The 17,504-nt window shown below is 74.0% G+C and carries 14 protein-coding genes; 6 read left to right on the forward strand and 8 right to left on the reverse strand.

Annotated features, from left to right (window positions below):
• The first annotated feature begins 159 nt into the window (after positions 1–159).
• Positions 160–1,011, forward strand: coding sequence for a DMT family transporter (locus DDQ41_RS09290; protein WP_109294064.1), 852 nt, complete (start codon positions 160–162; stop codon positions 1,009–1,011).
• A 218-nt stretch (positions 1,012–1,229) separates the two neighbouring features.
• The gene (gene ppdK, locus DDQ41_RS09295) at positions 1,230–3,926 is read left to right on the forward strand and encodes a pyruvate, phosphate dikinase (protein WP_109294065.1); all 2,697 of its coding nucleotides are present in this window, start codon (positions 1,230–1,232) and stop codon (positions 3,924–3,926) included.
• 465 nt (positions 3,927–4,391) lie between these two features.
• On the opposite strand, the gene DDQ41_RS09300 is transcribed toward ppdK, so the two are convergent.
• From DDQ41_RS09300 to DDQ41_RS09310, 3 genes are all read right to left on the reverse strand, one after another.
• Positions 4,392–4,688 carry a hypothetical protein gene (locus DDQ41_RS09300; protein WP_245990870.1) on the reverse strand — a complete coding sequence of 99 codons (297 nt, stop codon included), beginning with the start codon at positions 4,686–4,688 and terminating at the stop codon, positions 4,392–4,394.
• Between the two features lie 172 nt (positions 4,689–4,860).
• The gene (locus tag DDQ41_RS09305) at positions 4,861–5,148 is read right to left on the reverse strand and encodes a hypothetical protein (protein ID WP_162602640.1); all 288 of its coding nucleotides are present in this window, start codon (positions 5,146–5,148) and stop codon (positions 4,861–4,863) included.
• Between the two features lie 375 nt (positions 5,149–5,523).
• A complete protein-coding gene (locus tag DDQ41_RS09310) occupies positions 5,524–6,285 on the reverse strand; it encodes a CBS domain-containing protein (protein ID WP_262508405.1) in 762 nt (253 codons plus the stop codon).
• A gap of 368 nt (positions 6,286–6,653) precedes the next feature.
• On the opposite strand from DDQ41_RS09310, the gene DDQ41_RS09315 reads away from it, so the two are divergent.
• Positions 6,654–7,343 (forward strand): helix-turn-helix domain-containing protein, encoded by a 690-nt coding sequence (locus DDQ41_RS09315; RefSeq protein WP_109294067.1) that lies wholly within the window; start codon positions 6,654–6,656, stop codon positions 7,341–7,343.
• A gap of 233 nt (positions 7,344–7,576) precedes the next feature.
• Here DDQ41_RS09315 and DDQ41_RS09320 read toward each other — a convergent pair whose 3' ends face one another.
• The 3 genes from DDQ41_RS09320 to DDQ41_RS09340 all read right to left on the reverse strand — a co-directional run bounded on the left by DDQ41_RS09320 (position 7,577) and on the right by DDQ41_RS09340 (position 10,690).
• Positions 7,577–8,560: an Acg family FMN-binding oxidoreductase gene (locus DDQ41_RS09320; RefSeq protein ID WP_109294068.1), complete on the reverse strand. Its 984-nt coding sequence runs from the start codon at positions 8,558–8,560 to the stop codon at positions 7,577–7,579.
• Positions 8,561–8,581: 21 nt separating this feature from the next.
• Positions 8,582–9,484: a universal stress protein gene (locus DDQ41_RS09325; RefSeq protein ID WP_262508406.1), complete on the reverse strand. Its 903-nt coding sequence runs from the start codon at positions 9,482–9,484 to the stop codon at positions 8,582–8,584.
• Positions 9,485–10,021: 537 nt separating this feature from the next.
• Complete coding sequence (locus DDQ41_RS09340) at positions 10,022–10,690, reverse strand: CBS domain-containing protein (RefSeq protein ID WP_167450244.1); 669 nt, start codon at positions 10,688–10,690, stop codon at positions 10,022–10,024.
• 770 nt (positions 10,691–11,460) lie between these two features.
• Here DDQ41_RS09340 and DDQ41_RS09345 point away from each other — a divergent pair.
• Positions 11,461–11,883: an Hsp20/alpha crystallin family protein gene (locus tag DDQ41_RS09345; protein ID WP_109294070.1), complete on the forward strand. Its 423-nt coding sequence runs from the start codon at positions 11,461–11,463 to the stop codon at positions 11,881–11,883.
• A gap of 517 nt (positions 11,884–12,400) precedes the next feature.
• Here DDQ41_RS09345 and DDQ41_RS09350 read toward each other — a convergent pair.
• Complete coding sequence (locus tag DDQ41_RS09350) at positions 12,401–13,408, reverse strand: pyridoxamine 5'-phosphate oxidase family protein (protein ID WP_109294071.1); 1,008 nt, start codon at positions 13,406–13,408, stop codon at positions 12,401–12,403.
• 214 nt (positions 13,409–13,622) lie between these two features.
• Between DDQ41_RS09350 and DDQ41_RS09355 the strand changes: the two genes are divergently transcribed.
• On the forward strand, positions 13,623–14,297 hold the full coding sequence (locus tag DDQ41_RS09355) for a CBS domain-containing protein (protein WP_109294072.1): 675 nt from the start codon (positions 13,623–13,625) through the stop codon (positions 14,295–14,297).
• 200 nt (positions 14,298–14,497) lie between these two features.
• Here the strand turns inward: DDQ41_RS09355 and DDQ41_RS09360 are convergent, their stop codons facing one another.
• Complete coding sequence (locus DDQ41_RS09360; RefSeq protein WP_109297642.1) at positions 14,498–16,345, reverse strand: glycoside hydrolase family 15 protein; 1,848 nt, start codon at positions 16,343–16,345, stop codon at positions 14,498–14,500.
• A gap of 380 nt (positions 16,346–16,725) precedes the next feature.
• Between DDQ41_RS09360 and DDQ41_RS09365 the strand changes: the two genes are divergently transcribed.
• Positions 16,726–17,232, forward strand: a complete 507-nt coding sequence (locus DDQ41_RS09365) for a hypothetical protein (RefSeq protein ID WP_109294073.1) — start codon at positions 16,726–16,728, stop codon at positions 17,230–17,232.
• Positions 17,233–17,504 lie beyond the last annotated feature (272 nt).

The raw sequence follows: 17,504 nt of genomic DNA on the forward strand, positions 1-17,504 counted from the left end.
CCGCGCCTTCGCCACCCGCGTCCTCGCCACCCGCGCCAGGCCCGTACGAGCAGTGGCGGTACGCCGCCCGCGCGCGGCCTTCGCAACCTCCGCGAGGTCCTCGGGCGGCCCTGGCGTGTCCCGCCCCCCACCACACGGCCCCGCCGCGATGCTTGCGCCATGAACACCGCCGTCGCGGTGCCGGCCGCCCTGCTCTCCGCCCTCAGCTTCGGCATCGGATCGGTACTCCAGCAGCAGGCGGCGAGAAGGGTGCCCGCGGCGGCCTCCCTGCGGCCCCGGCTGCTGCTGGACCTCGTCCGCCGTCCTCGGTGGCTGGCCGGGATGGCGCTCGTCGTCTCCTCGTTCGCGCTGCTGGGTCTCGCCCTGGCCTCCGGCCCGCTGGTGCTGGTCCAGCCGCTCGCGGCGACGGACCTCGTCTTCGCCCTCCCGTTCCTCGCCTGGCGCCGCCGCGTCCCGCTGACCCGTGCGGAGGCCGCGGGAATCCTGTGCACCGCGGGCGGTGTGGCGCTGTTCCTGACGGTGCTGCCGGAGCCCGTCCCGGGCGCGGTCCCGGACATCGCCGACTGGGTGCCCGTACTCGCCGCCGTCGGCGGCGCCGTGGCCCTCCTGGCTCCCGCCGGCCTGCGGCGCCGCGGCACGACGAGGACGGCCCTGTTCGCCGTCTGCGCCGCGCTGCTGTTCGCGCTGCTCGACAGCCTGACCAAGAGCACCGCCGAGAGGTTCCAGAGCGAGGGCACGGGCGCGTTCCTCGCCTGGGAGCCGTACTCGCTGATCCTCGTCGGCGTGCTGGGCCTGACCATGTCGCAGAGCGCCTACCAGGCCGGTTCGCTGGCCGTCAGCCTGCCGATCATCGACACGCTGGAACCGATCGGTGCCGTGCTGATCGGCATCGCCGTCTTCGGCGAACGACTGGCGCAGTCCCCCGCGGCGCTGGCCGTGCAGATGCTGGGCGCGGCCGTGGCCGTGGCCGGCATCGTCGTCCTCGACCGCTCGCCCCTGGCCCGCGTCTGAGGGAGCCGTACCCCGCCCGCGGCGTGCCCCGAGGGGCCCGGCCTCCGCGCGGCCGCCCCAGGGACGGCCGGGTGTCCGGGGCTCCGCCCCGGCGGGCCCGAACGTCCCCGTGCAGGGACGTTCGGCCCCTCACCCTGCGGACCGCGTTCGGTGACAGTGGAACCAGTCACCGCCGGCCGTACGCGGAGGCCGGCCGGGTGTCGCGGAGGCGGGCCGGCATGACCGAGTACGTGTACGACTTCACCGAGGGCGGCCGCGGCATGGCGGACCTCCTCGGCAGCAAGGGCGCCAACCTCGCGGAGATGACCCGCCTGGGACTGCCGGTGCCGAGGGGGTTCACCATCACCACCGCGGCATGCCGCGTCTTCCTGTCGACGGGTGAGCCTCCTCCCGAACTGGAGCGGCAGCTCGCCGAGCACCTCTCGGCGCTGGAGTGGGCCGCCGGGAAGCGGCTCGGGCAGGCGGACGACCCGCTGCTCGTCTCGGTCAGGTCCGGGGCCCGGGTCTCGATGCCCGGAATGATGGAGACGGTCCTCGACATCGGACTCAACGACCATTCGGTGCTCGGGCTGGCCGCGACGTCCGGGCGGGAGCGGTTCGCCTGGGACTCCTACCGGCGGCTGGTGCAGATGTTCGGGACCACGGTGATGGGGGTGGACCCCTCGCTCTTCGAGGAGACGCTCGCACGCGTCCGGGAACAGCACCATGTCCCGGACGACAGCCGGCTTGACGTCTGCGACCTCGTCAGGATCGTCGAGTCCTTCAAGGACCTGATCGCCGAACGGACGGGCCGCCGGTTCCCGCACCCCGCCGCGGAACAGCTGCGGCAGGCGGTCCTGGCCGTGTTCGCCTCCTGGAACGGCGAGCGCGCGAAGCTGTACCGGCACCGCGAGCGCATCCCCGACGACCTGGGCACCGCGGCCGTCGTGCAGACCATGGTCTTCGGCAACCTGGGGCGGGACTCGGGCAGCGGTGTGGCCTTCACCCGGGACCCTGCGACGGGCCGTGCCGGGATGTACGGCGACTACCTGCCGAGTGCGCAGGGCGAGGACGTCGTCTCCGGGGTGCGCAACACGCTGCCCCTCCGGGAGCTGGCCGAGCTGGACCCGGTGTCCTTCGCACGGCTCCGGCAGCACCTGGACCGGTTGGAGGACCACTACCGCGACCTGTGCGACGTCGAGTTCACGATCGAACGCGGCACACTCTGGGTGCTGCAGACACGCGTCGGGAAGCGCACCGCCCAGGCGGCGTTCACCATGGCCTCGGACATGGCCGACGAAGGCCTGATCACGAGCCGTCGGGCCCTGACCCGCGTCGGGGGTGAGCAGCTCGCGCAGCTCATGTTCCCGCGCTTCGACACCACCGGCGCGTCCGACGCCCTCGTCAGGGGCGTCCCCGCCTCCCCGGGAGCCGCCGTGGGAGCGGTCGTCTTCGACTCGGCGGAGGCGGTACGCAGGGCGGACGCCGGGGAGCAGGTGGTACTCGTACGGAACGAGACCACGGCGGCGGACCTGCCCGGCATGATCGCCGCCCGGGCCGTGCTCACGGCCCGCGGGGGCAAGACCAGTCACGCGGCGGTGGTCGCGCGCGGCATGGGCACCGTGTGCGTGTGCGGTGCGGAGGACATGATCGTGGACACACGAGCGCGCTGCCTCGTCGCCGGCGGATCGACCGTCGTCGAGGGCGCGGTGGTGTCCGTCGACGGCTCGGAGGGCGTCGTGCGGCTGGGAGCCCTGCCGCTGGTCGAATCCGACGTCATGCGCTACTTCGACGGAGCCGCGCCCGCCCGGGACGGGGGTGTGCCGGATCCGGTGCGCCCCGTGCACCGACTGATGCAGGAGGCCGACGCGGCACGACGGCTGCGGGTGCGGGCGAACGCGGACACCCCGCAGGACGCGGCCCGGGCACGCCGCCACGGAGCGGAGGGAATCGGTCTCTGCCGCACCGAGCACATGTTCCTCGGTGACCGGCGGCGGCTGGTCGAGGCCGTGGTCCTCGCTGGCGGCGACGCGGAGCGGGAGGCCGCGCTCGGCGCGCTCCTGCCCCTCCAGCGCGCCGACCTCGCCGGCATCCTGGAGGCGATGGACGGGCTCCCGGTCACCATCCGGCTGCTGGACCCGCCGCTGCACGAGTTCCTGCCCGACCTGACGGACCTGGCCGTCCGCGCCGCGGTGAGGGAAGCCGCCGGAGAGCCGCGCAATCCGCGGGACGCGGCCCGGCTCGCGGCCGTCACCCGCATACACGAGGCGAACCCGATGCTCGGGCTGCGGGGCGTACGCCTGGGTCTGGTCGTACCGGGGCTCCTCGCCGTGCAGGTGCGTGCCATCGCCGAGGCGGTCGCGGAGCGCAAGCGCGCGGGTGGGGCACCACGCGCCGAGATCATGGTCCCGCTCGTGGCCGCGGTGGAGGAACTGCGCCTCGTCCGGGACGAGGCGGCGCGCGTGCTGGCGGAGGTCTCCGCGGAGAGCTGCGTGGACGTCGCGTGCCCGGTCGGCACGATGATCGAGCTGCCGAGGGCCGCGCTGACCGCGGGCGAACTGGCCCGGGAGGCGGACTTCTTCTCGTTCGGAACGAACGATCTGACCCAGACGACATGGGGTTTCTCACGCGACGACGTGGAGGGCGCGTTCTTCCCCGCCTATCTGGAGCGGGGCGTGTTCCAGGCGTCCCCGTTCGAGGAGATCGACCGCGACGGGGTGGGCCGGCTGGTGCGGATCGCGGTCGCCGGGGGTCGTGCCGCACATCCCGGACTGGAGATCGGCGTGTGCGGAGAGCACGGAGGAGACCCGGCGTCGGTGCGCTTCTTCCACGAGGCGGGGCTCGACTACGTCTCCTGCTCGCCGTTCCGCGTCCCGGTGGCACGGCTGGAAGCCGGCAGGGCAGCCGTACCGGACGAGGCCGCCCCGGACCGCTGAGAGGCCTGCCCCCGGCCCGACGCCTCACCGACCTCCCCGGCCACCCGGGAGTGCCCTGAAGATCCTGGAATCGCGCCCGGCCTGCACCAGTTCACGGCGATCGACATCCACCGGCGGCCCGGAGCGGTCCGGGTCGCCGCAGCGGAGTCCTCATCGGTGTTCTCGTGGTGGTTGCGGTGAGGCGGGGGAAGCGGGCCGCCCCCGCCCTTACCCCCTTACCCCCTTACCTGCGCCAGGGTCGGCCCGCCCTTGCTGCACCCGCCCGGCCCGGCCCGGACCGGGCGGCCGTTCGTGCTCACCGTGGCCGTATTCCCGCCGGCCGGCGAGGCTGCCTTCACGCGGCCGCCGTCTCCAGTCCCGGAGTGGCGTGGTCCGCTGCGGCCGGCGCGTTTCCCGCCCGTACCGGAGGCGCCGAGGGCTTCGCCTCGGAAGCTCCCGGCACGAGGGTCCGCTGTGCGGTTCCGGTCATACGGTGCCGGCGATCCAGCCGACGGTTTCGGTGGTGTGCGTGCCGTCCGCGGTGACCTTGCCGTGGGCGTGGAGTTCGTTGATCCGGATCTTGAAGCCGACGGTGGTGACGTCGGCGATGCGCAGCCCGGGCGTGTCGGGGCCGTTGAAGGTCTGGACGAACGGGACCACCACCACCGTGGAACCGTCGGGGAACGCCGCCGGGAAGGTGACCTGCGTGAAGGAGGACGTGTCCCCGCCCACGGTCGCGACGGGGTGGGAGGAACTCAGCTGGAGTTTGCCGGTCTGGAACATGCTCACGGGCATCCGCCTCTCAGCAATCGGTACCGGCGGGACCGTCGACCGGCCTCGCGGTACCGGTGTTTCGGCCGCTTCTCGTGAACCGGCCAGAGAGGAACTGCCCACAGAAATACCCGTTTACCGGCCTATTCACCTCTTCAGCTGTTCTTTCCGGGAAGAACCCCGCTCACGTCCGTCGGGATGCTGTATCGGCAGGCCGGCTGCGATCCCGGCGCGGCAGCCGCGGGGGTGCGGTGACCCGCTTCCTGATCGCCGACAGGCAGCGGCCGCCGGCCCGCTCCAGGACGAAGGGGTCGGTGCAGGATCCGGTGTCCCCGGACAGCACGGCCACGGGGCAGGCGATGAGTTCCGCGATGGCCGGCAGCAGCCCCGGCGACGGCGCCACCTCGGGCGCGAGCCGCGCCGCAGCGGCGTCGTGGCGTCGTGGCGTCGTGGCGTCGTCTGAGGTCTCCACGGCGAGGAGGCAGTCGACGCCGAGCCGGACCAGGGGCGGTGGCGGTGGCGGTGGCGGTGGCGGTGGCGGTGAGGAAACGGTCCGGGATACGGGCAGCTCCCGACGTACGGTCGCCGTGCCGATCACGGCGACGCCTCAGCGGCCTCGGACGATCACCCTGCGGACAGGCGCGGGCGAGCCCAAGGGCGTCCTGGGCAAGCTCGCGCCCGTCGGCGGCTGCGACGTGGCGATGGGTACGCGTACCGGACCCCGGCGGTCGGTACGGCCTCCTCGCCCACCGCGGCCCGGAGGCCCGGGCACGTCGCGCGGTGATCGGTCGCGTGCCCCCGTCGCACGTACCCGCGGGAGTGCGTCGGGGCCGTGGCGGACGGCTCGTCAGGAGGAGTCGGCCCCGTCCGCCCGGGACTCGGGGGCCGCAGGGGTCTGGGGGTCCGCGCTGGACTCGGAATCGGCCCGGGACGCGGGGTCCGTCCGGGACGCGGGCGGACCGGCGAACTCGCAGCGGACCTCGACGACTCCCTCGACCACCTGGGCCAGCCGGCCGACGACGGAGGCGAGGTCGCCCTCGCCGAGCGTGCCGCCGAGGGTGACGACCCCGTCGTCGACGGCGACGCGTACCCCCCGGAGGGAGCCCGCGAAGAGACGGTCGACCAGGCCCTGGACGTCCGCCGCGATGTCCTCGTCGGGGCGGAGGAAGACCTTGAGGAGGTCCGCCCTGCTGACGACGCCCCGCAGTACGCCCCGGCCGTCCACCACGGGCAGCCGCTTCACCCGGTGCCGGGCCATGAGACGGGCGGCGTGGGGCAGGGTCGCCGCGGCGCGGACCGTGATCGGCGGAGCGGTCATGAGGTCCCCGGCCCTCACGACCCCGGCCCTCACGACCCGGTCCCCCGCGGCGCTACCCGGCCGCTGCTGGTCCACGGGCGCCGGATCGGCGCCGCGGAGTTCCTCCCTCCGGAGGAGGTCGGCCTCGGAGACGACCCCGACCACGCGCCCGCCGTCGTCGACGACCGGGACCGCGCTCACCCGCCACCGGCCCATGGCCGCCACGACCTCCTTGAACCGCGCGTGCGGGGCGACCGCGACGACGGTCCTGGTCATCACGTCCTCGACGGAGTACGGAGCGGAAGGCGTCACGGTGTGCCTCGCAGAGGAGCAGGCTGCCGACAGTTCGCGGGCGGACCCGGCTTCACGGTCACCCGCGAGCACTGTCACACGCAGGGGCCGCGTCCCGGATGGGCCGACAGGGGTCGCCTCAGGGCCGTCCGGCCCAAGCGCCGCCCGCTGCGCCCGGGAGACCCTGTCGGTGGAGGTACCCGAGGGCGGGGAGGGCGAGAAGGGCGAGGAGGGGGCGCGGCCGGGACGCCTCGTCCCGTACCGCGCGGACGGGCAGCGGGACTCGCTCCGCCGCAGGGCCGCAGGGCCGCACGAGGCTCCGCGGGACGGCCCGGGGCCGCGCCCGGCCGCCTGTGGTGCCCGGGCCCCACGAGGAGAGGTGTACCAAGATGCCCAGCACACCCGCGCACGGCTCCGGGGCCGCTGCGCCGTCGCACTCGCGTACCGACCTCGGTCGCCGGCTCGCGGCCCGGCGCGAGCAACTCGGCCTGAGCCGGGACGACGTGGCCGAGCGCAGCGGTGCCGCCGCCAGCTACGTCCAGTACCTGGAGGAACGGCCCGCGGCACCCGACCCGGCCGCCCTGCGGCAGATCGCCGCCGCCCTGGAGACCACGGTGGCCGAACTGGCCGGAGGGAAGGCGGACCAGCCGCCGGGGCCGGGCGCCGCCCTGCGGGGTGCCGAACTCGCCGAGCTGGACGAGGCGGAGTGCCGGACCCTGATGGCCGGCCACGGCGTCGGGCGGATCGGGGTGCTCACGCCCGAGGGGCCGGCGGTGGTGCCGGTCAACTATGTCGTCGACGGAGCCTCCGTCGCCTTCCGCACCTCGCTCGGCAAGGTCCCGTCCTTCGCCGCGGGAAACGAGATCGCCTTCGAGGTGGACCGTATCGACGACGCCTTCAGCAGGGGCTGGAGCGTCCTCGCGGTGGGGCGGGCACGGGCCGTCACCGACGAGGACGCGATCCGCCGGCTGACCGGACTGGCCCCGACGACGCCGTGGGCGGGAGGTTCCCGCGACCTGTGGATCGAGTTCGCGCCGTCCCGCGTCACCGGACGCAGAATCGTCGCCCCGGACGGCTGAACCGGCACGTCCGGACGGTGTGCCGGCCAGTGCGCCGGACAACGCGCCGGCCAGTGCGCCGGGCCCCGGCCAGTGCGTCGGGCCCGGCACAGCGCGCCCCGGATCGCGGCGGAACGACATCGGACATCGCGGCAGCGGCGTCAGGCCCGCGGGAGCAGCGCGGGAGCAGCGCGGGAGCAGCGCGGGAGCAGCGCGGGAGCAGCGCGGGAGCAGCGCGGGAGCAGCAGAGTACGTCAGGCCATCTCCAGCACGTCCTCGACCGGGCGGCGCGCGGACCTCGGGCCCTCCGGGCCGTACCCGAGTCGGATCACCATTTGTACGTGCCCCATCGAGGAGGCGGGGTCGCGCAGGGCCCAGCGCAGCTCGGGCCATTCCAGGGCCTGCGACGTCAGGGACGTGACCAGGCCGTCGAGAGTGGCCTGCAACAGCACCCGTTGCAGTGCCTGTCCGGCCGTGAGCCAGTCGGCGGGGCCGTCGTGGGTCGTTCCCAGCAGGGCGAGCTGGGGGCGCTTCTCGAACGTGGCGCTGCCCCGGCCGACCACCGTCCGGCCGGCGGCGAAGTCCCTCACCGGGGCGGTGACATCGTGCTGCCGGGGGCCGAAGGCACTCGCGGGGACGCCCTCCCCCGGCGGGGTCGCGCCGCCCATGCCGGTCCAGCGCCGCAGCTCCTCCCGCGCCTCCGGGTCGAGCGACTCGCGGCTCTCCGCGTCGTGGAGCAGGTGAAGGACCTCCTGGACGTGCCAGGCGCCGGGCACTTGGAGCCGTGCGCCCTCCGTCCGTGCGGCGGCACGCAGTCGGTCCAGCACACCGGTGGGGATGCCCTCCCCGGTGAACGGGAAGCGACTGGTGCGGCGCCGGTGAATCGCGGGGTGGAGCGCGGCGAGGTCGTCGTCCTGCCGTACCGGGCGGTCCAGCCGCACCTCCGCCAGCAGCCACGGATCGGCCGGGTCGGGGAGCAGCACGGTGTACGGCTCCCTCCCCGCGGAGGCGGCCGCCACCCTCAGGTTGAACAGCGCGGCGCCGCAACCGAGATGCAGCGCGCGGTGGTCCGGGTCGGACTTCGCCATGGCGCGTTCCGGATCGCCGAAGAGGCGGATCGCGCAGCGGGCCGCGAGGTACCGGAACCGCCAGGGCTGGGCGTTGTGCACGGACGGAGCCGCCGTGGCGTCCCGGACGAGGGAGGTGACGACGGTCGTCTCGAGGGGTTCTGCGGTCATGAAGGGCTCCAGGGCCGGAGGTCAGTCATGGGCGATGACGGCCACCGGAGCGGTGGCGTGGTGGAGTACGGCGTGGGCGACATGCCCCAGATGCCCGCCGACCGGAGGGCGCCGGATGCGGCGGCCGACGGCCACGAGACCGGCGTCGGCGGCCTCGTACAGCACCTGCTCGGCGGGGGCCCCGACCAGGACCCTTTCCTCGGCCTTGACCGACGGATAGCGCGCCCGCCAGGGGCGGAGCCGCTCGCTCAGCTCCTCGGCGACGTTGTCGGCCGCCTCCTGGCGGACACCGGGATCGAGCTGCGGCGCGTAGCTGAACGCGAACGGCAGCGACCATCCGTGCACGGCGCGGACGGAGCACCCCCGCCGTGCGGCCTCTTCGAAGGCGAAGGCGAGCAGCGGGTCGGTGTCCGCCCGGACGTCCACCCCCACCACGACATCCCGGTTCGGGACCGGGGCCGCCGGTGGCGGGACCGGCTCGCCCGGCGGGCGCACCAGCACGACCGGAGTGACTGTGAGCCCGACCGTCGCGATACCGACGGAGCCGAGCAGGAACCCCCCGACCACGCCGCGCCCGCGCGACCCGAGAACCAGCATCTGCGAGTCGGCGGCCTGCACCGACAGGACCGCGGCGGCCCTGCCCGGCATCCGGCGCGCCGACACCGGGAGGCCCGGATAGCGCCGGCGCACGTCGTCGGCCACCTCCTCCAGCACCGCGCCGGCGCGGCGGCGCAGTCCCTCGGCCCCCACCGGGCCGGCGTTCTCCAGCCGCTCGAAGGCGGGCGCGCACGGCACACCCGCCCAGTCCTCGACGTGCACCAGACGCAGCGGCGCCTCTCTCAGCACGGCCTCACGCGCCGCCCAGTCCGCGGCGGCCCGGCTCTCCGGAAACCCGTCGACACCCACGGTCACAGGGGGAGTCATATCCGTGCGCCTCCTTTCGGGCCGCGACTGCGGCCACGTCCATCGCGGTCGGGCCGGCAGGTCCGCCCGACCCCACCGGATACGCCCTCCCTCTCCGCGTTCGCCGCTTCCGCAGCTCCCACCGCGTTCGCCGCTTCTGCTACTCCCACCGCAGTCGCCGCTTCCGGCGCTTCCGGCGCTTCCGCCGCCTCCGCTGCTTACCAGGGGTTCCTTCTCCACGATGCGACGGCGCGGCGGCGACCGCGAGAGGCCGAACGGTCCCCCGGCGGGACCGATAGCCCCGTCCTCGGGCGGGCTCCACTCCGCGGCGCCCGGACACCCGGCTGACGGACACTTCGATGCCGTGCCGTGTCTCAGCCTCGTGGCCGCCGGGCCGCCGGGCCGCCGGGCCGCCGGGCGGCGGGGTGATCGGGGTCCGGGGTCCGGGGTCCGGGGTCCGGGGTCCGGGGTCCGGGGTCCGGGGTCCGGGGTCCGGGGTCCGGGGTCCGGGGTCCGGGGTCCGGGGTCCGGGGTCGAGCGCCCTGTCCAGATCCCGCCTCAGTTCTCGGAACGGGCGGCGCCGGCGGTCAGGTCCAGACGGATGTCCACCACGCCCTCGACCGCGCGGACGGCCCTGGCCAGCAGCGGAATCAGGCTCCTGTCCCTCAGGCCCCCGCGGAGCGTGACCACACCGTCCGTCACGGACGCCTCCACCCCCGCCGCAGCCGGAAGGTCATCGAGCACCGTGCGGCGGATCTCCCCGGCGAGTTCCTCGTCCGTGCGCAGGAACACCTTCAGCAGGTCGCTGCGGCTGACCACGCCCTCCAGCACACCCACCCGGTCGACGACCGGGAGCCGCTTCACACGACGCCGTGCCATGATCCGCGCGGCCTCCGCGATCGTCGCTCCCGGATGGACGGTGACGGCGGGGCTCGACATGAGTTCGCCCGCGGTCACGGCACCCGCCTTCCACTGGTCGGGGCGTGCCCCTTCGCCGAGTGTGGGGGTGTCCAGGCGGTACTCCTCCTTCGGCAGGAGGTCGGCTTCGGACACCACTCCCACCACCCTGCCGTCGCCCTCCACGACCGGCAGGGCGCTGACCTTCCACTGGTCCATCACCTCCACGATCTCCTTGTACGCGGTGTGGCGGCCGACCGCGAGCGCGGTGTGGGTCATGACGTCGCTCACGGTGCGCGGGGAACCCGGGGAAGCCGGGGAACCGGTCATGGCGGTGCCTCCTCCTGCTGCCGGCGGCAGTCCTCCCGGGCACGGGAACCGCCGCTCCGAAAGCGGGCTGCACGGTGAGCGGACGCGCTGCCTCGCCCGGCCCGGCAGCGCGGTGCGGTTCGGTGCGGTTCGGTGCGGTCGTCGCACGCGCCCTCCTCCGCCCACGCTGGCCCCCGCCGAGACCCGGGTCCATGGGCCGAACGGCCCTCGGGCGGGGCCGCCCCGCCCGTGCAGAGGCCGCACTCCGGCCTACCCGTGGATCTCGGCCCCGTGAGTACACGACCCCATGTACAAACGCCCCATGTGAACACCACCCACATGTATGCGACCCATGTGCAGGTGACCCATGCGGGCTCCGGGCTAGAGACAGGCGTACGCGATCCGATCCGCGCGGGCACGACTCGTGCGGGCACATCGAGTCGGGCACTTTCCCACGGTCCCACCGTGCTCCCTCACGACCGGTCCCTCCCGCCCCGCCGCTCCCCCTCGGGAGACATCTCCCACCACGCCGAGGAGGAGCAGGTCCCCACTCCACCGCCCTCCGCCCCCGACTGGACGGGCGCAGCCCCGCCCGCGGCGGCTGGGCGTCCGGACGGGCGCCCGCGCGGACCGGCCGACGGAACCCTGCCCACCGCGGGAGACGGGTGATCCAGGGACGGTGGCCGGGTGGGACCATCGGGCCCCGCTACGGGCTGTTCGGCCCCTGGGGGGCGGGTTCGCGCGGCGGTTCACTGGTCGTGTCACAACAACAAGACCGAGGAGGCCGGATCATGGCTGTACTCGCACGGAAGCAGAGGTTCCCGTTCTCCGACCTGCCGGACTGGTTCGAGGACTTCCCCGCCCGGTTCAGCATGCCGGGCATGGCCGATCTGCACAGCATGAGGATCGAGGAGTACGCGGAGGGCGGCAGGTACGTCATCCGCGCGGAACTCCCGGGCATCGAGGTGCAGGATCTGGACGTGACCGTGGAGGACGGCATCCTCTCCGTCAAGGCGGAACGTACCGAGCGCGAGCTGGACAAGCACCGCAGCGAGATCAGGTACGGATCCCTCACCCGTGCCATCGCCCTGCCGAAGAGCGCCGACGAGAACGACGTCCGCGCCGAGTACACGGACGGCATGCTCACGGTGAGCGTGGGGATGGGCGAGGAGAGGACGGAGCCCAGGCACATCGAGATCAAGCACGCCGAGTGAACGGTGCGGCGCCTGCCGCCACGTCCGGACGGGCCGTCGCACGGCGATCCGTCCGGCGGCTTCGGAACCTCGGCCACGGACAGCGCTCGGCGCTCGTACGAGGCCCGTCCACGGGCGGCGCGGAGCATGGCGCCTGACCGCCGTACGCGCCGAGCGCCGAGCGCCGAGCGCCGAAGGACGATGCCGTCGTGCCGGATCTCGCGCCCCTCGGCCCATGCGCACTCCCCCGCCGCGATGCCGCGATGCCGCGCTCGTACGCGCCCAGGCGAGGACGGCGTACAGCCGCAGCGCCGGGGCAGGGCAACGGGCAACGGGCAACGGGGGCAACCGGAGGGGAACCGGAGGGGAACCGACCAGAGGCACCGGAGGGGACCCGCCCATGGAGTCGATCCTGACGGCCGACGGGATCATCCGGAATGATCGCCGCTCCACCGACGGCCGCTCCACCGGTCGGCCGCACGCGCCCGATCACTCCCCGCGCCCGATTCCCCGGGGACCGATCACTCCCCGGGCCCGCTCACTCCCCGGGCGGGTCGATACGGCGTCCGGTGATGCGCCGGGGCTGGATGGAAACCCACATCTCCCGCTCGCCGCCCGCCCATGGCCGGGTGTGTGCAGCCTCGGTCAGCCGCCGTACCGCGCCGGGTTCCGTGACGTGCCGCGCCGGGCCGACGACGAGGACACTCCAGCCCCGGCTGGCGGTCTCGTCCAGATGATCGACCTCGAACGCCACCTCGCTGCCCGCGGCGGCGGCGGGCACCGATCCGGGCGCGGACCGGAAGGCGATCCGGTCGTCGATGACTTCGTAGTTCACCGGCACGACCGCCGGGCCGTCCGGGGTGGTGACGGCGACGCGGCCCACCCCGTGGGTGGAGAGCCGGGCGCGGCATTCGTCCGTGCCGAGTTCGCGGAGCCGGGGACGGAGCAGGGCACGGCCCTGTCCCGGTGGCAGGTCGGTGCCGCCCCCGCGGAGCGCCTCCACACTCGTGCCCAGCGCGGCGGCCAGACGCGCGAGGGCCGCCAGCCCGGGGTCGGCCGGGCCTTCCTCGAGGTAGGCCAGGTACTCCGGCGCCATGGCGGCGCGGCCGGCCACGGTGACCCGGGTGAGCCCCTGCCGCTCGCGTTCGGCGGCCAGGCGCGCGCCGATGCCGGATGTACCGGGACCGGCAGGCTCGTCCGGCCCAGGTCCTCCGGTCGCCGCGCCCGCCACCGTGCCCGGCGCACGAGCGCCCGCCGCCGTCCCCCGCGCACTGCCGCCCGACGATCGACCGCCAGGCGCCGCGCCCGGCCCGGAAGGCCGTGGCGCGGCCCCGGGCTGGTGTTCGGGATGCTGCGGATGCTCAAGATGACGGAGCCGGGCGTCGGCCCCGGGAAACACCAGCGTCACCTCGTCCGTGTCCGACCAGCGCACGTCGTAGGGAGGTGTTCCGTCCTCGTGATGGAGCCCGACGATTTCGCCCTCGCGCCTGGTGGCGCCGGTCGCAGGACTCTGGACGACGAGTCGGTCGCCGAGGTGCGCTCGCATGGTGGCCGCCGTTTCCCCAGACTGTTCCTGTATCCAACCTGCCACTCGCGGCGGGTCGGCGCACGGGCCGGAGGGCCCTCGTCTCGGGGCCGGTCGGACCGCCCCCGAGACGGCCGGGCGCGGGCACGGACCGCCCGCCCGAGGGCGGGCCGGGTCCCGGCACTCCCGGTACACGACCCTGACCACCGTCACCAGACTCGAAGGGACGGGTGACATGCAGCACCGAACGGTCGCGGAACTCATGACCCGGCACGTCGTCCGGGCACGGCACGATCTGCCGTTCAAGGAGATCGTCAAGCTCCTGTCGGACAACGACGTCACCGCCGTGCCGGTGGTGGACGAGCAGGACCGCCCCATGGGGGTGGTCTCCGAGGCGGACCTGCTGCGCAAGTCCGCGGACCAGGAGGACCCGTCCGGCCGTTTGCCGATCCCGCGTCCGGAGGCATGGGAGAGGGCCAAGGCCGAGGGGATCAGGGCCGAGGAATTGATGTCGGCCCCCGCGGTGTGCGCGCGCCCGGAGTGGAACGTCGTCGAGGCGGCCCGCCTCATGGAGGTGCACGGCGTCAAGCGGCTGCCCGTCGTGGACGAGACGGACAGACTCCGGGGCATCGTCAGCCGGAGCGACCTGCTGCGGGTCTTCCTGCGCCGCGACGACGCCATCCGGGAAGAGATCACCCGTGACGTACTGCGGCAGACGCTGGGCCTCGCACCCTCGGCGGTGGCGGTCGACGTACGGGAGGGCCAGGTCTCCCTGGACGGATCCGTCGAGTCCAGGAGCCTGGTCCCGATCATCGAACGCCTGTGCAGAAGCGTGGACGGGGTGGTCTCGGTCTCGGCGAAGGTCACGTACCGTACGGACGACACCGGGAGGAGCGCCGCGGGCATGTGACGCCCGCGTGCCCGGGGAGCCGGCCATGGCGGCCTCCGGAGTCAGCGCCGCCCGCACGGGCCGCCGCCGCCCGCACGGTATGGGGACCGCGCGCCCGGTACCGCCCCCGACCGGCTCCTCCACCACACGACACCCGGCACACGCCGGACCGGTCCTCCGGGTGTGCCGCGGTCACGGGTCCGCGGCGGGCGCGCGCCCGGTCACCCGCGGAACCACGCGTGTGTGGCGAGTTCGGGGCGGACACCGCGCCTCACCCGGGCGAGGACGACCGCGGTGGACATCAGGCCGACATGGCTGATCGCCTGCGGGAAGTTGCCGAGGAAGGAACCGTCGGACGGGTCCACCTGTTCGGGCAGCAGCCCGAGCGGGCTCGCGTAGGAGCACAGCCGTTCGAACAGTTCCGCGGCCTCGTCGACACGGCCCTGCCCCACCAGGTTGTCGGCCATCCAGAAGCTGCACAGGAGGAAGGCCCCTTCGGGCTCGTCCACGCCGTCCGGAGAGACTCCCGGGAGGTAGCGGTAGAGCAGGCCGCCGCCGGCGCCGAGGGTCTCCGCGACGGCTCGCACGGTGGCGGCCATCTTGGGGTGGTCGGCCGGAACCACCCGTCTGAGCGGAAGGGCGAGCAGGGAGGCGTCCAGTCCGCCTCCGCCCAGATGCTCGGTGAGGGCTCCCGCCTTCTCGTCCCACGCCTGCTCCAGGATCCGGCGGGCGAGGCTCCGGGCGTCCCGCCGCCACCCCTCGGCATCGCCGGGCAGACCGAGCCGCCAGGCCAGGCGCGCCGCCCGGTCGAGAGCGACCTGGCACATCGCGGCGGAGTAGGTGAAGGGCCTCCCCGGCGTACGGACCTCCCAGATGCCCTGGTCGGGTCGGCTCCACGCGGTACGGGCGCGTTCGGCGAGCTGAGCGAGGTGTTCCCACCGCCCGGGGTCGAGGCGCCCGCCCGTCGCGGCCCACTGGAACGCGCAGTCGAGCAGCTCGCCGTACACATCGTGCTGCACCTGCCGGGCAGCGGCGTTGCCCCAGCGCACCGGGGCGGACCTCCGGTAGCCCTCCAGGTACGGGTCCTCCACCTCTTCGGGCGGCGGCAGCCCGTCGACGTCGTAGAGGACCAGGGGCTGTGTGCCGCGGCTCGCCGCGTTCAGCGCCCAGTTCAGGAAGCCCTTGGCCTCCGCGGGCAGTCCGATGCGCCGGAGCGCGAAGACCGCGTAGGCGGTGTCCCTGATCCAGGCGTACCGGTAGTCCCAGTTCCTGGATCCCCGGAGGTACTCGGGAAGGGAGGAGGTCGCGGCGGCGATGATCGCTCCGTTCTCCATGTGGTCCAGGAGTTTCAGGGTGATCGCCGAACGCCGTACCAGGTCGGGCCGAGGCACGTCCGTCACGACGTGGGAGGCCCATCCGCGCCAGACGCGGGCCGTGGCCTCCAGGTGTTCGCGGGCTCGGGACACCGGGTCACCGGCGGGCCGCACACCGTTCCACACCAGGGACACGACCAGTTCGTCCCCCGCCTCCAGCACGACCGTGCCGGAGGGGCCCGGCAGGGGCCGGGACGCGTGGAACCATGCGGTCGGTACCCGGTCCGGCCCCCGCAGGAGCCACCCGTCACCGCTCGGCTCGACGGCGTGGCCGGGTCCGGGCCGCAGCTCACAGCGCAGTTCGACGACGCCCTGCGTGACACGCATCCGGCGCAGCAGCTCCCCGCGGCCGGCCCGCGCGTCGTCCTCGAGCCTCGCTCCGGGCTCGAGCAGGAAGGCGTCGGTCAGTTCGGCGGCGCCTTCGGGCCCCCACATCTCCGTGACGAGCACGGCAGTGTCGGGCAGGTACCTCTGTCTGCTCGCTCTCAGCCGCGACGGAGCCAGCAGCAGCGCCCCGCCCCTGCGGTGGTCCAGGAGGGAGGCGAACAGCGGAGGCGAGTCGAAGCGCGGTACGCACATGAAACTCACGGCGCCGTCCCGGCCGACCAGTGCACACGTACGGCCGTCGCCGACGATGCCGTGGTCGGCGATGGGAAGGTAGCCCTGGGCACGTTCCACCGGGCGCCGGTCCTCCATGAAAGGGACATACCCACAATCGGCCTTGCCGCCCCGGCCGTCCGCCGAGGTGCCGCCCCGGCCGTCCGCCGAGGTGCCGCTCCGGGGCACGGAGAACGCCCAGGCGCGTTGCGGACGGGCTCCCTCCGCCATGGCCTTTCGGACAGACGGACGGCGGCACTGGTCGGGTCTCGTCCCAGGTCTTCGAACAAGCCGCAGGTCAGGGCCGACCGGTCAAAGTCCGATCTTCGACGCACAAGAGGGAAGCGCGCTTGCCCGTGACGGATCCGGCTGCGAGCATCCCAGCGCGCGCTACGGCGGCCGGAGCACGGGCCAGACTCCGGTCGGCCCCCCACCCGTTGGTTCTGCCCGTCGGACGACCAACACAGGAGTGCCTTCCCATGCTGCGCTCGAAACTCCGGTCCCTGCTCGTCGGCGCCGGCTCGGCCCTCGCCGTGGCGGGTGTCGCCCTCGCCCCCACCACGGCGTCCGCCGCACCGGCGCTCCCTTCGCACACCCCCGCAAGCGTGTCCGAGACCGCGGTGGCGTCGTCCGCCGACGGGTTCTGGTCGTGCACGATCCCTTCCGGCTACACGTACACCAACACGCAGAACACGCTGAACTGCTCCACCGGCGGCGGATTCCGCACCATGTACTACGTGCAGCCCCCGTCGGACGGCCTGTGGGCCTGCACCACCATGCCCGGCTACACGTACACCAACACGCAGAACACGCTGAACTGCTCGACCAGCGGCGGGTTCCGCACCATGTACCTTCTGCGCGCCCCCGAGACGGGCCTGTGGGCCTGCACGGTCCCGCCCGGCTTCACCTACACCAACACGCAGAACACGCTGAACTGCTCCACCAGCGGCGGATTCCGCACCATGTACTACCTCAGGGCTCTGTGACGTCTCACTCCGGGGCGCTGTGACATCCCGCTCCGCGCGCCCGCTCGGTCGGCGCGCGGGGCGGAACCCTGCGAGGGCCGCTCCGCGGGCCGTCGCGGTCGCGGCCGAGAGACCCCGGTTGGGCCCACACGCAACCGCACCCACCCGCACTCGCCCGCAAGCGCCCGCACGCCGGTGATCGTCGCGACCCAGATGATGGATTCCCCGCACCCACCCGCACGCGCCCGTAGGTAACCGTAGGTAACCGCACATGCCCCCAGGTGGCCCTAAGT

Source organism: Streptomyces spongiicola (assembly GCF_003122365.1).
In the GTDB taxonomy this organism is placed as follows: Bacteria; Actinomycetota; Actinomycetes; order Streptomycetales; family Streptomycetaceae; genus Streptomyces; species Streptomyces spongiicola.

Coding starts and splice junctions, on each gene's coding strand:
- DDQ41_RS09365 (WP_109294073.1), top strand. CDS start 16,726: ATGCTGCGCTCGAAACTCCGGTCCCTGCTCGTCGGCGCCGGCTCGGCC.
- DDQ41_RS09325 (WP_262508406.1), bottom strand. CDS start 9,484: ATGACTCCCCCTGTGACCGTGGGTGTCGACGGGTTTCCGGAGAGCCGG.
- DDQ41_RS09290 (WP_109294064.1), top strand. CDS start 160: ATGAACACCGCCGTCGCGGTGCCGGCCGCCCTGCTCTCCGCCCTCAGC.
- ppdK (WP_109294065.1), top strand. CDS start 1,230: ATGACCGAGTACGTGTACGACTTCACCGAGGGCGGCCGCGGCATGGCG.
- DDQ41_RS09300 (WP_245990870.1), bottom strand. CDS start 4,688: ATGTTCCAGACCGGCAAACTCCAGCTGAGTTCCTCCCACCCCGTCGCG.
- DDQ41_RS09340 (WP_167450244.1), bottom strand. CDS start 10,690: ATGACCGGTTCCCCGGCTTCCCCGGGTTCCCCGCGCACCGTGAGCGAC.
- DDQ41_RS09350 (WP_109294071.1), bottom strand. CDS start 13,408: ATGCGAGCGCACCTCGGCGACCGACTCGTCGTCCAGAGTCCTGCGACC.
- DDQ41_RS09355 (WP_109294072.1), top strand. CDS start 13,623: ATGCAGCACCGAACGGTCGCGGAACTCATGACCCGGCACGTCGTCCGG.
- DDQ41_RS09345 (WP_109294070.1), top strand. CDS start 11,461: ATGGCTGTACTCGCACGGAAGCAGAGGTTCCCGTTCTCCGACCTGCCG.
- DDQ41_RS09320 (WP_109294068.1), bottom strand. CDS start 8,560: ATGACCGCAGAACCCCTCGAGACGACCGTCGTCACCTCCCTCGTCCGG.
- DDQ41_RS09315 (WP_109294067.1), top strand. CDS start 6,654: ATGCCCAGCACACCCGCGCACGGCTCCGGGGCCGCTGCGCCGTCGCAC.
- DDQ41_RS09360 (WP_109297642.1), bottom strand. CDS start 16,345: ATGGAGGACCGGCGCCCGGTGGAACGTGCCCAGGGCTACCTTCCCATC.